This is a genomic window from Mucilaginibacter sp. PPCGB 2223 (genome assembly GCF_001705515.1).
Lineage (GTDB): Bacteria > Bacteroidota > Bacteroidia > Sphingobacteriales > Sphingobacteriaceae > Mucilaginibacter.
This window is the reverse complement of the sequence record NZ_MDJS01000001.1, coordinates 2,016,244-2,030,710: the sequence shown is the minus strand read 5'-3', so window position 1 is coordinate 2,030,710 and position 14,467 is coordinate 2,016,244. Positions and strand designations below refer to the sequence as shown.

General features: G+C 49.5%; 14 protein-coding genes. 3 read left to right on the top strand and 11 right to left on the bottom strand.

From position 1 onward, the window contains the following. Positions 1 to 25 precede the first annotated feature (25 nt). The 5 genes from BEL04_RS08835 to BEL04_RS08815 are packed head-to-tail and all read right to left on the bottom strand — an operon-like array spanning position 26 to position 7,290. On the bottom strand, positions 26 to 1,168 hold the full coding sequence (locus tag BEL04_RS08835) for a VWA domain-containing protein (protein WP_066002447.1): 1,143 nt from the start codon (positions 1,166 to 1,168) through the stop codon (positions 26 to 28). Further along, the gene (locus tag BEL04_RS08830) at positions 1,158 to 3,395 is read right to left on the bottom strand and encodes a DUF5682 family protein (RefSeq protein WP_066002446.1); all 2,238 of its coding nucleotides are present in this window, start codon (positions 3,393 to 3,395) and stop codon (positions 1,158 to 1,160) included. Before BEL04_RS08830 ends, BEL04_RS08835 begins: the two co-directional genes overlap by 11 nt. Positions 3,396 to 3,413: 18 nt before the next feature. Next, entirely contained in the window at positions 3,414 to 4,490 is a 1,077-nt protein-coding gene (locus BEL04_RS08825) for an AAA family ATPase (RefSeq protein WP_066002444.1), read from the bottom strand. An 11-nt stretch (positions 4,491 to 4,501) separates the two neighbouring features. Next, a complete protein-coding gene (locus tag BEL04_RS08820; protein WP_066002441.1) occupies positions 4,502 to 5,983 on the bottom strand; it encodes a DUF5691 domain-containing protein in 1,482 nt (493 codons plus the stop codon). Next, a complete protein-coding gene (locus BEL04_RS08815; protein ID WP_066002439.1) occupies positions 5,983 to 7,290 on the bottom strand; it encodes an SWIM zinc finger domain-containing protein in 1,308 nt (435 codons plus the stop codon). The genes BEL04_RS08820 and BEL04_RS08815 overlap by 1 nt, the downstream gene beginning before the upstream one ends. A gap of 92 nt (positions 7,291 to 7,382) precedes the next feature. Between BEL04_RS08815 and BEL04_RS08810 the strand changes: the two genes are divergently transcribed. Further along, positions 7,383 to 8,093: an SDR family NAD(P)-dependent oxidoreductase gene (locus BEL04_RS08810; protein ID WP_066003577.1), complete on the top strand. Its 711-nt coding sequence runs from the start codon at positions 7,383 to 7,385 to the stop codon at positions 8,091 to 8,093. A gap of 7 nt (positions 8,094 to 8,100) precedes the next feature. Here BEL04_RS08810 and BEL04_RS08805 read toward each other — a convergent pair whose 3' ends face one another. Further along, on the bottom strand, positions 8,101 to 8,904 hold the full coding sequence (locus BEL04_RS08805) for an AraC family transcriptional regulator (protein WP_066002435.1): 804 nt from the start codon (positions 8,902 to 8,904) through the stop codon (positions 8,101 to 8,103). After that, positions 8,901 to 9,875, bottom strand: a complete 975-nt coding sequence (locus BEL04_RS08800; protein WP_066002433.1) for an aldo/keto reductase — start codon at positions 9,873 to 9,875, stop codon at positions 8,901 to 8,903. The genes BEL04_RS08805 and BEL04_RS08800 overlap by 4 nt, the downstream gene beginning before the upstream one ends. 96 nt (positions 9,876 to 9,971) lie before the next feature. Between BEL04_RS08800 and BEL04_RS08795 the strand changes: the two genes are divergently transcribed. Together BEL04_RS08795 and pepE are read left to right on the top strand one after the other, a co-directional pair. After that, the gene (locus BEL04_RS08795; protein WP_066002430.1) at positions 9,972 to 10,196 is read left to right on the top strand and encodes a hypothetical protein; all 225 of its coding nucleotides are present in this window, start codon (positions 9,972 to 9,974) and stop codon (positions 10,194 to 10,196) included. Position 10,197: 1 nt separating this feature from the next. Beyond that, positions 10,198 to 10,902, top strand: a complete 705-nt coding sequence (gene pepE / locus BEL04_RS08790) for a dipeptidase PepE (RefSeq protein ID WP_066002427.1) — start codon at positions 10,198 to 10,200, stop codon at positions 10,900 to 10,902. Here the strand turns inward: pepE and BEL04_RS08785 are convergent. Genes BEL04_RS08785 through traM form a run of 4 tightly spaced genes read right to left on the bottom strand, consistent with a single transcriptional unit; the run spans position 10,889 to position 14,421 of the window. Next, a complete protein-coding gene (locus BEL04_RS08785; protein ID WP_066002426.1) occupies positions 10,889 to 11,989 on the bottom strand; it encodes a S1/P1 nuclease in 1,101 nt (366 codons plus the stop codon). The genes pepE and BEL04_RS08785 overlap by 14 nt on opposite strands. Positions 11,990 to 12,006: 17 nt before the next feature. Further along, complete coding sequence (locus BEL04_RS08780) at positions 12,007 to 12,273, bottom strand: helix-turn-helix domain-containing protein (RefSeq protein WP_066002424.1); 267 nt, start codon at positions 12,271 to 12,273, stop codon at positions 12,007 to 12,009. Positions 12,274 to 12,313: 40 nt separating this feature from the next. Then, positions 12,314 to 13,444 (bottom strand): hypothetical protein, encoded by a 1,131-nt coding sequence (locus BEL04_RS08775; RefSeq protein WP_066002422.1) that lies wholly within the window; start codon positions 13,442 to 13,444, stop codon positions 12,314 to 12,316. Then, positions 13,444 to 14,421 (bottom strand): conjugative transposon protein TraM, encoded by a 978-nt coding sequence (gene traM / locus BEL04_RS08770; protein ID WP_066002419.1) that lies wholly within the window; start codon positions 14,419 to 14,421, stop codon positions 13,444 to 13,446. The genes BEL04_RS08775 and traM overlap by 1 nt, the downstream gene beginning before the upstream one ends. Between the last annotated feature and the right edge of the window lie 46 nt (positions 14,422 to 14,467).

Sequence of the window (14,467 nt, the reverse complement as noted above, 5' to 3'; positions counted from 1 at the left end):
ACCAGTGCTCAGCAAATAATTAGCATTATTTCTTGATCAGCAACTCTTCCTTAGCAGCCCATAAGCTCACGTCCTGCTTAGTCAGCGCTGATGCCATCAGGTCAGGAAATTTATCAGGCGTACACGCAAAAACAGGTACACCGAGATCAGCCAGGAACTGCGCATTGCGATGGTCGTACGATGGCGCACCGTCATCATTTAGGGCCAGGAGTACAATGAGCTGCACGCCGGCTGAAACCAGCTCGACAGCACGGCGGCGCATATCGTTGACATTACCACCCTCATACAAATCGGTGATCAGCACCAGCACCGTATCGTTTGGCCTGGTCACGATCTGCTGGCAATAGGTAAGCGCCGCGTTGATATCCGTACCGCCTCCAAGCTGTACACCAAACAATAACTCCACCGGGTCGGTCAGTTCTTCCGTCAGGTCAGCAACTGCTGTGTCGAACACGACCATTTTTGTTTTGATGGCAGGAATAGAAGCCATTACACTACCGAATATGCCCGAGTAAACCACAGACGATCCCATCGAACCGCTTTGATCCAGACATAGGATCACATCTTTCAGCGATGAGCGCTTTCGCCCGTAGCCGACCCGGGTCTCGGGAATGATCGTCTGATATTCCGGCTGGTAATGTTTGAGGTTCCTTAAGATGGTAGCGCCCCAGTTAATCTCGTTGTGCCGCGGGCGGTTATTCCGGGCACTCCGGTTCAGGCTGCCGGTAATGGCTTGCCGGGTAGGTTCGGCCAGTTTTTTCACCAGTTCGTCCACCACTTTACGCACTACCTGGCGGGCAGTATCTTTGGTTTTATCGGGTATGACACGGCTTAAGGTCATTAAGGTTGCTACCAAATGCACATCCGGCTCCACGTTTTCCAGCATTTCTTTTTCAAAAAGCATCTGGGTTAAATTGAGGCGCTTTAAAGCGTCCTGCTGCATCACCTGCACTACGCTCGACGGGAAAAATGTACGGATATCGCCCAACCAGCGGCTTACGTTGGGTGAAGAGGCGCCCAGCCCACCGGTCCGGTCACTGTCATATAGCGCTTCAAGGGTCCGGTCGATCTTCAGATCGGGTTCATCTAAATCGAGTTGGGTTCCTTCCTGCCCGTGATCACCCAGGATCAGCCGCCATTTACGTAAGTGCTGTGTTTCAGTTTCCATGTTGATCTTTGTTTGGTGTTAAACCCAATAATTGCATAATTACCGGCAAGCCTTTTTTTGCCCGCTCGGTATCAAAGTCGGCCATCATGGTCGTATGTTGCTGTATTCCTGTTCCGCCTGTACGTGCTTTTTCTCCCAGTTTCCGTCTTTCCGGATGTGTGAAATTGGCAAATGTACGACGAAGCAAGGGCAATACCAGCATAAAAACATCATCAGTTAATCCAGCTACCCAATTGTCGATCACTTGCCACAGCTCCTGATCAAGCAACAACAGGGTGCCGCTGCCTTTCAAAAAACCTTCCAACCAGGCGGCCGATACTATCGGTGCCGTAGCGACAGACATTGCATAGCCAAAATATTGCATGAGTTGTTCTGCATGGAGCAGTTTGTTATCGTTCAGTAAACGCGTGCTATAGCCGCCGATTACCGGCGAAGTGTTTTTATTGCCCGCGATGACTTGCAGCGTCTGATGCCAGCCTGCTGTTGTTTCGGGCTCCTGCAACAAGTTAATGCCGTCATTCAGCTTATAGAATAAATCCAGCATTTTTTGCGCGGCGTCCTCATCGATGGCTACACAAGCATTCGGTAAGCTGATGCAGATACGGGTGATAATGCTGCTGATGATGGCGGATATGACCGTAGCGTCCGTGTTGCGCACATTACCATAGCGGGCAACCGTAATTAAACCCGGAACGGTTTCCATTAACTCGATCACATCGGCCGATGCAGCCGCCAGGTTATTTAACCGGTTAATTAATATCTGTATGGCGTCGGGCAATTCGGCCGGGATGCTTTGCTCCAGCAGGCCGCTGATCGCTTTCAGATCTGTAGCCTCAGTAGCCTGATTAAGTATGTTGTTGGTCGCAGCCTCTGAAACAGTATTCCCTAAATTGCCGCGTTCGATGACCTCTACCGAGTAGCCGGGGTCCCATTGCAATCGCCATTGCTCTTTAAACGTGCCCTTACCAGGTACATATTGCTGTTTGCCCCAAGGTATACCGAGCAGGTTGAGCCGGTGCAGAAAAACGCTGCGCTCCAGGTCGGTATCTTTTCGCAGATCAAGCGTATAATCCTTAAAATCAGCAGTGGGAGGCAGCCTTAATTTCTTTTGGAGTTTTTCAATATCCAGTTGCAGGGGAGGTTTTGGTATTTCGGGCGGTACTTCACCAATTTGATGACCCACGATTAATTCGTCCTGTACCAGTCGCAATAAAATACTTTCGCCGTTACATAACACGCTCAACGTGGCCTCGTTCAACTCCTCCAACCCGGCTTTGGGCAAGCCGCGCAAAGCGGCCAGCGATCCGGCTAAACGTACCGCCTCGATCAAATGTGCAACCGAGGTATCCACCTGCTGTTTGCGGAAGAGCTGTGCAACGTGGGCCATCCACAAGGTACCGTCATCCTGCGGGTGGTGCCACACATGGTTATACCATCCAGGCGAATTAATACCGGCACCATAGCCGCTGTAAAAGCTCAAACGGTTGAATGTCCAGGGTATCCAGGTACATTCGGTCTTCGTTTTGGGTAAGCCTTTCAGCAGTTCGTTATCGTCTTTTTGTGATGATTTGTTTTGCAATGCCGGTACATGCCAGGCGCCACAGATCACCGCGATGGTATGGAACATTTCCTTCTCGGCCTGCCGGATAGTACGGCGCATATAAGCCTCGCGCAATTGTTCCAGCTTTTTATCTTTTTGAGGGAGGCTTTCGCGGAGGGCCTGCATGGCTTCGGCTACCGCATCAAATACTTCGTCGTTATTTAAACGGTATTCAAAGGTATGCTCCCACCATTGCTCGTCGTCGGCGAAACCGGCAGCATCTGATAGATAGCTGATTGGGCGTTTGTACAGCTCTTCATAGGCTTGCGCTTCCAGGTTGATCTGATCAGGGTTAACAGTTTCTTTCTCTACCAGCATTTGATTACCGGCGGGCAGGTCCATAAAGCGCACGTGGATGTTTTTTTCGCGCGCGTAAAGGATGGCTTGCCACTCGGGCGAAAAATCGGCAAAGGGATAAAAAACGGACCGCTGCGGATCATCAGGCTGATAGCAAAGTAACGCAACCGGAGGCTTTAAACCGGCGTGCCCCACCCATTGCAGCATGGCGTCAGCTTCGGGCGGACCTTCCACCAGCACGATATCCGGCCCAACCGATTCCAGGAATGCCTTAACATTCCTCGCCGAACCGGGCCCGTGGTGACGTATCCCTAAGATATGAATGGCCATGCTTTGTAATGATATAGGTTATAGGTCGCGGCAGGCACGGTAAATATCACTCCAGTCGCTGCGCGGTTTCACAACCGTCTCCAGGTATTCCTGCCATACCACTTTATCCTGCACGGGGTCTTTGATCACGGTACCAATGATACCTGCTGCCAGATCGGCGGCCTTTAATTGCCCGTCGCCAAAATAAGCCGCCATGGATAAGCCGCTGTTCACCACCGAAATAGCTTCGGCGGTACTTAACGTCCCGGTAGGTATTTTGATCTTGGTCTTGCCATCCAGTGTCACCCCGTTACGCAGCTCTCTGAAAATGGTCACGATCCTCCTGATCTCTTGTAAAGCCGGCGGTTCGGCAGGCAGCTCCATGACTTTCTCAAAACTTTCTACCCGGCGGCGCACAATATCGATCTCTTCCTCGATCGAATCGGGTAAAGGTAGGATCACGGTGTTGAAGCGGCGTTTTAAGGCGCTCGACAACTCGTTAACACCTTTATCACGGTTATTAGCTGTGGCGATGACGTTGAAGCCTTTGACCGCTTGAACTTCGATATTCAGCTCGGGCACTGGCAATGTTTTTTCGGATAGGATGGTGATCAGTGTATCCTGTACATCGGCCCCTATGCGGGTCAGCTCTTCCAGCCTGACGATCTTCCCGTCTTTCATGGCCCGCATCACCGGTGTTTCGACCAATGCGCCGGCAGAGGGTCCTTCCGCGATCAAACGGGCATAATTCCAGCCGTAGCGGATCGCTTCTTCGCTGGTTCCGGCGGTACCCTGGATGATCAATGTCGAGTCGCCGCTCACGCCCGCAGCCAGGTGCTCGCTTACCCAGCTCTTGGCCGTTCCGGGTAAACCATACAGCAGCAAAGCCCGGTCGGTGGTCAGCGTCGCGACCGCAATCTCCATCAGCCGTTTATTGCCGATATACTTAGGCGATACCTCAAAACCATTTTTTAGTTTACCACCCACCAGGTAGGTAACCACTGATTGTGGCGAGAGCGCCCAATTTGCCGGGCGTTGAGCACTGTCCTGTTTCTTAAGTTCTTCCAGTTCGTGTGCGTATAGTTGTTCTGCGTGCTGACGTAATAGCTGTGACATGGTTAATTATTTTATGCGTTAAAAGCGTTAAGCGTTTGTTGCTTCAGACGGAGTAATTTAAGTAAATGATCGCGGTTTTTTGCCCAGGTGTTTAACAGGTTCAAATCTTTAGGCTCGATCGCTTTAACCTGGTTGATGATGGTTACCGGTATCAGCCGGATATGTTTATTGAAAGAGGCGCGGTTATACTCGTAAGGATAATTGGCCATTTCGCGAAGAACCGTTATCGCGAAGTCGGCACTCCATTCCTGTTTTAATTGCAAGGCATAATGTATCGCGTTCCGCGGATCGGGTTTAAAAAAGCGGAGTAAATATTTCTCCTGCTCGGGCGGGTTAAGGAAATCGATAAAATCCACATAGAATCCGTCGAGGTGCAGGAAATAAGGCATCCAGGAAGCTGCTTTAAAACGCGATACCGCCATGCCTAGCGCCCCGGTCATTGCTGGCGCATACTTTTCGAAATATTGCACAACCTGTGCCGGCGCAGCTTCAAATCGCTGCTCCCAGAAAGCTGGCGGAACCGACTCGATCAGTTGATAAATGATAAACTCTTCATCTGAAAAGGGCGACTTTTGGCCGGATAGCTTTTCGATGCCCGATTTAAAGATGGCTTCATCGATCCTTGACGGGAGTTTGAACTGAATGGATACCTTGGTCATCATCCCCAATAAAGCTTTTTCTTTTTTCAGCATAACGGCTTCTCTCAACACGCCCTCGTATAACTTTATGATGGACGACCCGGGTATGCGCTTCAATAAGTAGACGACTTCCTCTTTTACTTTTTGCCCCTTTTCGCTCCATAAGCTTTCCAGCCAGTCCTGGTCGGCGGCGCCTGCATTTACCCGGAATGTTTTGAGCAGGTCGGCTTTACTGGCCGCAGTTTCCTGGGGCCAGGTTTGCTGCAACCACTCCCGTGCCATATCCGGGTCGGTTGTTCTTAGCTTTTCAAGCGCGCCGGCCCGCTCATCCGGCTTACCGGTTTGCCATAGTTCTTTGTCGGATACAGTGCTGAAATAATCCCAGGATGGGTTTAACCCGCTTAACCACAGGCCTCGGTTACCACAACAGGCAACAGCTAAGGGCTGTAAGGATTTATCTTTTAAGGCAACATCTAACACCGCAGGCAAAACATCGGGTAGCAGTATTTTGCCGGTTTGGTGACAATGGCTCAACCAAAGTCCCAGTAGGGCGGTAGGCTCTTCATTCAAGATATCGCTCAATATTGCGGAGGCGGCTTCGGTACAATAGGGGCTGGTTTCGGGCGATGCCGTATGAACCGGCAGTTCTTTTTGTTCTAAAGGTGTAAATCCGCACTGGCGGTAATTATAGATAGCGGCAGCCTTTTGCAGAAATTTGACCTCCTTATCCGCTGTCTCCGAAGCATCGATCAGCGCTGCGACCCCGGTTATTTCCTCCGGAAGATCGGCAGGCGAAGGGATTTGTTTATCCGTGCCCAGCATAGCGGTATTGATAACATATTCCCAGGCCTTCATTAGATTGCTTTATAATTTTGCCCGTGCCATACGCCCAGAGGACGGTACTCATTTTCTTTACCGATCACCGTCATGGTTAAGGGTTCGCCACCACTTAGAGCCAGGAGCTGCCAAATATTTTTAAAGCTGGAAGATATACAGCAAAGGTAACCTTGTTCATCCTGCAGCCACCATTGTTTTTGGTATTGCACCGGTTTTAATGCAGTTACCACAAGGGGCATTTCGCTCCGGAAAGGGAGCTTGCTATTCAATTCCGTTTCGTGCTCGGCTACTTGTTGCCAGCCTGTAAAGCCCGCTACGTTAGCCTGAGTTGGGGTTGGGGTAATGCTATGATTTTTAATGATCGCCCGAAAAGGTACGGCTGAAGGGTAATAACTGAGTTCCGCTTCAAGACACATACCTGTACTCAGGGATAATTGACCGACCTGACCGCGTACGATGAACTGCAGCACCAGTGCGTATTGCTTACTTTTTAAACCGTATAACCAATTTTGCTCCACGGTGAGTTGCTGTTCATCGCGGCTTTCCTTGCCGATCACCAGCCAGGTATCGTTAACACCATCTTGTTTTTTGAGCTCATCCTGGCTCATGGTAAAACCAATAGCCGAACGAATATCTTGCTGTAATAGTGGATCAATAATAGGCAAATGCTGATAGCTTTCGGCCACCAGGTACAGTTGCAACAACTTATCCATAAAGCTACTTTGCCAGCCTTCGTTCCAAAAATTGGTCGCACCCAAATCGCGCACGATAGCGGCCAAACCTGATGCCTGGGCATCAACCATGCGGCGGGCCATGCCGTCCCAATAAGCGCCGTCTTTTTCAGGGATCGTTAATATGCCGCCTCGAATAATATCTTTGATCCAAACCAATAAACCATCAATGCCCGCGATAACTTTCTGCTCGCGTGATTGCTGGCGCTTAGCCTGGGCGGCTTCATCAACTGGTTTCTCCGTTTTTTCGGCTTTCTTTTCTTCTTTTTCGGATCGTTTGCCGATCCACTCGCTGACCCAGGCAGGCATATCCGAATCGGGGAACAAATCCGGCTGCCGGGCACGTAACAACAATAAGCCCAGCCCATGTTTGCACGGAAATTTCCGGCTTGGGCACGAGCATTTGAAAGCGATAGCTGTTAGATCAACCTGTGTTTGGTAAGGTTTGCTGCCGCTGCCCTGGCATTCGCCCCAGAGCGCCAGCGGGTTGATACCTTTGGAAACCCACTTGGCGGGTGCAGCGAGATCGCGCCCGGCTTTTTTGGAAGCATCGTCGGGCGCAAGGGCATATATCTGGTCTTCGGTTAGTTGCAAGGTTGGCGTTGTTTCGCTCTAAAATTAGTATAAAAATTAAGAAAACCGCAGCACGCAGCCAGTGGAAAAATACGATCTTTGTTTTAAACAACATGGCAAAGATTTTGATAACCGGCTCAACCGACGGCCTTGGCCAGTTGGCAGCCAGGCAATTGGTCAGAGAAGGGCATGAGGTGGTCTTGCATGCCCGTAGCGAAGCACGCGGACAGCAAGCGCTGCAGCAAGTAACCGGCGCGTCAGCCGTGTTGATCGCTGACCTCTCTGATATTGCTGAAACGAAGGTACTGGCGGAAAAAGCGAATGCTTTAGGCACTTTTGATGTAGTCATCCACAACGCCGGCGTCTACCGGGCGAATACACAGCAATTATTACATGTCAACATCCTTGCGCCGTACCTATTGACGGCGCTGATGCACCGGCCAAAGCGCCTGATTTATTTGAGTTCCGGTATGCACCTATCGGGCAGGCCGGAATGGACGAACAGCCCTTCTTATTCGGATACCAAGCTCCATATACTGATGCTGGCCAAAGCTTTGGCGCGGAAATGGCCAGAGGTTCATGCCAACGTGGTTGATCCGGGTTGGGTGCCGACCAAGATGGGCGGCGCGGGTGCGCCGGATGATCTGGAACAAGGTTACCAGACACAGGTTTGGCTGGCCACCAGTAATGAACCGAGCGCGCTGGTTAGCGGGCAATATTTTCATCACCAAAAAACGGCGAGGTATAACCGGGCTGCCGATGATGTTGTCTTGCAGGACGCGCTGCTGGCTCAATGCGCAAAGCTTACGGGTGTTTATTTTTAAAAGAGCATCAGGCTGTCGGCGCTTTGCCGAACTTTTTCTTGAAGGAGTTGGAGAAGTGCGATAAACTTTCAAAACCCAGGTCGAGATAAATTGCCGATGGTTTCTGGTGCTTATGCTCGATCAAATGCTTGGCTTCGGTCAAGCGTTTGTTTTGCAGCCACTGACGTGGTGGAAAACCAAATGTTTTTTGGAAGTCACGCTTAAAGCTGGCCAGGCTACGGCCGGTCAATTGCGCGAATTTTTCGACCGGGATATTGAAGTGATAGTTGCTTTGCATGAAGCGCTCCAAATCGATCTTGTGAGGTTCGGAAAAATCGAATAAGAAATTGCGCAATGCCGGCATGGTATGCAGCAACAATTTAACCGCTTCTTTCACTTTCAGCATCCCCATCTCCTCCGTTAATACTTCTGTCCGGCTACGGGCATAGGGCATGATGGACTGAAAGAATCCTTGCAAAAAAGTATTGGAAGGGATTTGGATGTTTGGCGGGCCAACATATTTATTGTCTGCTGTTATCTTTTCTTCCAGCGCGATCTTGCGCAACAGATCTTCCTGCAAGGAAATGACAATGCTTTCATAACTCTCGCCCGGCGTCGGCTTTTTGGTGAGCGTGCCCAACTGGTTTTTACCGATGAGCAACATTTCGCCGGCTTTGATATCAATGCGTTGATCGATAGTTTCCAGGCCAAATTGCCCGGAAACCATCAATACTAAAGCGGGATTGTCCCAGAAGCATACTTTCTCTTTTCTTTCTGCCGAAAGATAAGAGTAGAAAATCACGCCGGGGAGTATTTCTGCGGGGTTGGTCATGAACGTTGTAAGTAGGTGCCGCCTAAGATAGCGCCGATGGCAAAAGTATCATTTAATAACTGCATTTCTCCATCGCTAAAACGGATGTCCATCGCAGCCGTGTTCTCTGGTAATCGGTAACGTTTGCTCATACTGACGAGGGGCATGATATGTTCGCCCTGGACGTTGACCCAGGCAATGGCAATCTGTGTGGGTGTGGCGCCTTTATCTTTGGCCAACTGCTTCAAGACCTCCACTTTCTTCAAATTGCGCACTAGGTTATCCCCTTGAAATCTGGAAAAGTGCGCATGATAGTCGTTCGCGGCTAAGGGGGCTTTCATCTCGCCGGTCAATAAACCTTCAGCAGTATTGGCGAAAGCCACTACGGCGATACCCAATTCCTTGGCGGCAGGCAAAAGCTCCGTTTCGATCTGGCGGTCAGCCAGGGAGTAGCCGATTTCAAGTGCGCTGATCGGATATACGCTATTGGCTTCGCGTAGCTGGGCAGCAGTAATTTCTGATACGCCAATGTGTTTCACCTTACCTTCTTTGATCAGGTCTGCGATAGTCCCAATAATATCTTCGATAGGCACGCTGTCATTCATCCGGCAGGGTTGGTACAGGTCAATGGTCTCCACACCCAGACGTGTTAAGGAATAGTTGATAAAGTTTTTGATGGCGACCGGGCGCAGATCGAGTCCTAAATGCTGGCCGTTGTGGAAGATCGCGCCAAATTTAACGCTGATAAACGCATCGTCTCTGCGGCCTTTGATCGCTTTGCCTATAAGCATTTCATTATGCCCGGCACCATAAAAATCGCCGGTATTCAAAAAGTTGATGCCGCTATCTAACGCCTGGTTAATGGTCGCGATACTTTCGTTTTCGTCTGGTGCCGGGCCGCCCCAGATCGAAGACATGCGCATACAGCCCAAACCCAGTTTGGAAACCAGCGGGCCATTATTTCCTAATTGTATCCTTGTTATATTTTTCATGACACAAAGTTCAACAGGATACAGAGGCTAAGGTTTTTTGTATGGCTCAAATAACTTGCCTGTATGGCTCATGTTATTTTATGTTATCTTAGCGTCATGACCTTATACGAATTCAATGCCTTAGATGACGAGCAACGCGCTGCAGTAGCCATGCAAGGCAACTTTATAGAAGTGCGTTTTGAAAAGGAACTGCGGGTCGCTTTGTACAGTCACCCGAATTTTTTTGCGGAGGTTTTCTATGATCATACCACGAACAAGATCGTGCGTTGCCGGGCCTTTATTTCGCTTAAACCCCTGGCGGCTTATATCCATTTGAATTAATATGAAAAATATCCTGCTCGCGAGTACCTCGTCTTTATTTGGTGAAGCTTACTTAGCCTATCTGACTTCTGAAATAAGTTCACTTTTTGATCAGGAGGTGATCTTTATTCCTTATGCCCGTCCCGGTGGTATTTCGCATGACGACTACACCGTCAAGGCCGCTGAGGCTTTTGCGGCCTTAAATATCAAACTGACCGGTTTGCACACCTATGCAGATCCGCAAACGGCAATCCGGAATGCCGCTGGCTTTTTTACGGGGGGTGGCAATACTTTTTTGCTGGTCAAACAACTGCATGAACTCGATTTGATGGATGCCCTAAGGGCATCCGTGGAAAAAGGAATTCCTTATTTGGGCACGAGTGCCGGCAGTAATATCGCCGGGGTCAGTATGCAAACGACCAACGACATGCCGATCGTTTATCCGCCGAGTTTTCAAACATTGGGGCTGGTGCCGTTCAATTTGAATCCGCATTACCTGGACCCTGATCCAACATCTAAACACAATGGTGAAACGCGGGAAACACGTATCAGGGAATTTCACACCCAAAACTCCGAACCGGTCATCGGCTTGCGGGAAGGTAACTGGATACGGGTGCTTGGCGAAAAGATCACGGTAGAAGGCCGCTATGACACGCGGATATTCGAGCCGAACAAACCGGCTTACGAAGTGCCGCCGGGTACTCTAATAAATTTTAGTGGACTGTAATCTGTTGCGCATCAGTCACCTCGATCTCAGGTTTACCTTTGTATTCGATGACTTTGCCTTTGACCGTAATGTTCTTGCCATCAAGTTTGAGCGTTGCCACACCTTCTTTCAAGACAATGGTCAGCAATTGGTTAGGATAAGCTGCGCCTAAATTCACTAAGGTCATCTCGCCAATACTGCGTGAACTATAAGCCTGTGCGGTAATGCTCACCCATTCATTCATATGCTGTGCGGCATCTTTGATATCGATCTCTTTAGCGAGGTTGGCGGACATGGGAGTGCCGATATGAGTGACTACGCCTTTGACAGGATATTGTGAAAATATCTTATTAAGTTCACCCGCTAAACGGATACCCGCCATTTCGATACGTTGTTGTACGATGGGGATATTGGCTTTATAATATTCCTCGTCCAGTGTATTGTTCTTTTCAACGTCACCATAAATTTTGGTGCTGAACTGGTAGCTTTCCCAGAGCCAGGTCATCGGGTCAGTGCCCGTCCATTTGATGATATCGTCTTGGCTGGCATTATCGTAATCTTTGGCCATCTGGTCAAAGCTCTTGCCTTCGCGGCTGATCAGGCCGCTGTCCCACAAACTGTGTAAATTGGTATTCCGGCCATTGAATTGTACTTTGATATCGTTGCCGCCTTTATCTTCGGCCCGGCTGACGTGCATAGGCTGGTGACAGTCGCCGATGAAATGTACCAGGAATTTCAGGGCGATGGCTTTTTCTTCATTACGGGTGGTGTCGCTTTGCAGTTCCGTTTCGTATTTGAGGATGGCACCATAAACGTTTCCTGACCCTTGTTTTTTGACCTCGGCGGCGAATTGATCGTAGGTATAACCTAAGGGCAGGTCGACATAATGTAAGGGTCCGGTGGATTTGTATTCAGGGGTGTTGCGCACTTCGTCGGCCCAGGAGGCGATGTCGGCGATGCTTTGGTCGCCTAATAAGGCTTTGATGGAAATTTTGGCTTCGGTATTCAGGTGGTTTTCGGCGATGGTCGCTACGGTTTTATGGCCAACGCCACCCCAGGAAACTAAAATTAAGGCAATGGCCGCAACAGGCCAGATCAATTTCTTCATACGCAAAGATATTAAATTCAAAAGGTTTCACAGGCGTGGCGCTCCAGGAACTCCAGCACGGACGCTTTCTCATACAGGATGATTTTCACCCCATATTGACTATAACGGATCTGCCCGGTATCCCGTAGCTTTTGCAGGGTGGTTTTGCTTTTGATGCGTAACAGCCGCATCACTTCCGTACCGGAGACCCACAAGTCTTCCTTGACTTTTTTTTCCTGTAGTTTTTTGACCACCGTTTCGATCAGTTCGTAAAAAGCGGCTTCTTCGAGGCAGATCACATTCATGGAATCAAAATAATGAAGCCCCTGTTCAGGGGCTTCAAGGTTATACTTTCATTTTAGCACTTTTCCGGGGCTTTTTTTCCTGCGCAGCCTCCTGGCCCTGCGCGGTCTTTTGTTGCTGTTTCGCTTCCGGCTTTTTATAGTGTTCCAGTTGCTGCGCCTCACCTTTGTAATTGGTGAGGTTGACGCGGTGGTCGGCGGGGTTGGCTTCCAGCCATAGTTTCACTTCTTTGCCGTCCTTCATCGCAGTCACCTGGTGTCGGTTGCCTTTTTCTAAGGACTTCATCAGCTTTTCCCGCGCGCCGGGTTCGTTAATACCAACGATGTCCATTTTATCGATGGCCCGCTCGGGGCGGTAATTCCAGCCTTCACTGAAAGTTTGCATCTTGTAATTGCCCTGTTCATTCTTTTCCCCCTTCGTATCCAGCGTGACCCAGGCTTTGTACCGGTCGCCTTCCTTATTTTCCAACTCTTTATAGACGGCCCGGCCTTCGATCAGGTTATACGCTTCTTTGGCGGTCATGCCACTTCCCTTATTGATATAAAAGGTCTGGGTGTGGTCAAAGCCATCTGTTTTGGCCTCGTACTTATTGAAAAAGTACATATCGCTCTCGTTGCCGCGCTTGAAATATAATTGATAATCGGCGCGGTCAGTATTATAAGTTTGGGTGGAATCCAGGGTGAATTCCGGCGCTTTGGACTTGATCTGTTTTTCGAGGTCCTTGTTCATGCCCTCGCCGAAGCCGAGGTTCAGGAGCTGCTTTTGCAGGTAACTTAGATTTTCAGTGTTCATGGTATATTGATTTTGTTGTTTATAATTCAGTTCATAGATATGATCATCGTCGAGCGGCCCGTCCAGATCGGGCTCGTCGAAGACCTTTTGATATAGAAGTTCAATGGCCCTATCGACGGGAATATCCGACTCGAATATGCGGGAGACGATACCTTTGCCGGTATCCAGCCAGGCATAGTTAAACAGTATTTCAAATCCGTTTTGGTCATTTCGCTCCAGTTCAAACTCGAATTTGACACCGTCTTTCCGGGTATGCACAATAGCGGAGTGGAACTCGTCCTGGGAGATGATCGAACGCAGCTGATCAGCAACCTCGGGTTCATGATAACCAAGGTCCGCCAATTGGGTCTTCAGTTCATAGAAATTGACAGCTTGTTCCATTACTTATTGATTTTAAGTAATACCGGGTATTCGTCTTTTAATTTCACTCTGATCTTTTTGACTTTCTTGCTGAACAGCCCCTTGGCGGCGTTCACACCACCGGCCGCGGCTTGTGCGCCGAGGCTTTGATCCATGGTCAGGAACTGCATACTTTGCACAGCCTCGCTGGCGCCACTACTGGCAGCGCCGCTAAGCTCTGCTTCCGGTGCGGGAATGCCGGGCATACCGTCTAAGCTGAACACGGTGAGGTTGACGGGGATAATTTGCTCGTTTAACCTGATGTTTTGAATAGTTAAAAGCAGTCGCTGGTTAGTGATCTGACACACACCAAATAATTCCTGTCCTTTAGGAAGCGTTTGATTTTTGATGATAACCGAGTCGGTCAGTTTGAGCTTGACCGCACCGCCGTTCACTACTTTTTGTTTGCCATCGATGATCGCTGGTATGGCTTTAAAGGGTGTATTGTCTTCTGGTTTTTTGAGCACTTTGACAGAGCCTGGGTTTTGGATAGCCTGTATTTGGGTAAGCATTTGGCTCAATTGCTTCATTTGCGGGTCTTCCTGCTGATTACTTTTGACCGAGCGCATCAATTGATGCAATTGCTGTATCTTTTGGTCGGACGCTTCAGCGGGTTGCTGTACCTGTGGCTGACTCAATTGCTGATGTAACTGCGCCAGTTGGGTTTGGATCCGTTCAGCGCTGGCATCGGCACTGGTCGAGTCCTTTTTCATGCCCATCGCTTTCAGGAATGAGGGACTGATACCATTATGTGCGGAATCGCGTGACGAAGCCTGGTAAACCCTCATTTTATCTTGCTTTTCGGCTTTGAACTGCGCCTGGGGTAAGGTGGTGTCGATTCCTTTGGCCGCTGTTTGCTGTGGTGCTGTCTTGCCGCCGCCAAGGGCCCAGAAGGCCATGGTGAGAAAGGGTATCACGAGCAGCGGGAGCATGAGGTAGAATTTGCGTTGTTTTTCCATGATCTTGTAGATTGTGGCCGATGTATGTGGGCATCCTGCCGGGTTC

Coding starts and splice junctions, on each gene's coding strand:
- pepE (WP_066002427.1), top strand. CDS start 10,198: ATGAAAAATATCCTGCTCGCGAGTACCTCGTCTTTATTTGGTGAAGCT.
- BEL04_RS08810 (WP_066003577.1), top strand. CDS start 7,383: ATGGCAAAGATTTTGATAACCGGCTCAACCGACGGCCTTGGCCAGTTG.
- BEL04_RS08780 (WP_066002424.1), bottom strand. CDS start 12,273: ATGAATGTGATCTGCCTCGAAGAAGCCGCTTTTTACGAACTGATCGAA.
- BEL04_RS08820 (WP_066002441.1), bottom strand. CDS start 5,983: ATGAAGGCCTGGGAATATGTTATCAATACCGCTATGCTGGGCACGGAT.
- BEL04_RS08775 (WP_066002422.1), bottom strand. CDS start 13,444: ATGGAACAAGCTGTCAATTTCTATGAACTGAAGACCCAATTGGCGGAC.
- BEL04_RS08830 (WP_066002446.1), bottom strand. CDS start 3,395: ATGGCCATTCATATCTTAGGGATACGTCACCACGGGCCCGGTTCGGCG.
- BEL04_RS08825 (WP_066002444.1), bottom strand. CDS start 4,490: ATGTCACAGCTATTACGTCAGCACGCAGAACAACTATACGCACACGAA.
- traM (WP_066002419.1), bottom strand. CDS start 14,421: ATGGAAAAACAACGCAAATTCTACCTCATGCTCCCGCTGCTCGTGATA.
- BEL04_RS08795 (WP_066002430.1), top strand. CDS start 9,972: ATGACCTTATACGAATTCAATGCCTTAGATGACGAGCAACGCGCTGCA.
- BEL04_RS08785 (WP_066002426.1), bottom strand. CDS start 11,989: ATGAAGAAATTGATCTGGCCTGTTGCGGCCATTGCCTTAATTTTAGTT.
- BEL04_RS08835 (WP_066002447.1), bottom strand. CDS start 1,168: ATGGAAACTGAAACACAGCACTTACGTAAATGGCGGCTGATCCTGGGT.
- BEL04_RS08805 (WP_066002435.1), bottom strand. CDS start 8,904: ATGACCAACCCCGCAGAAATACTCCCCGGCGTGATTTTCTACTCTTAT.
- BEL04_RS08800 (WP_066002433.1), bottom strand. CDS start 9,875: ATGAAAAATATAACAAGGATACAATTAGGAAATAATGGCCCGCTGGTT.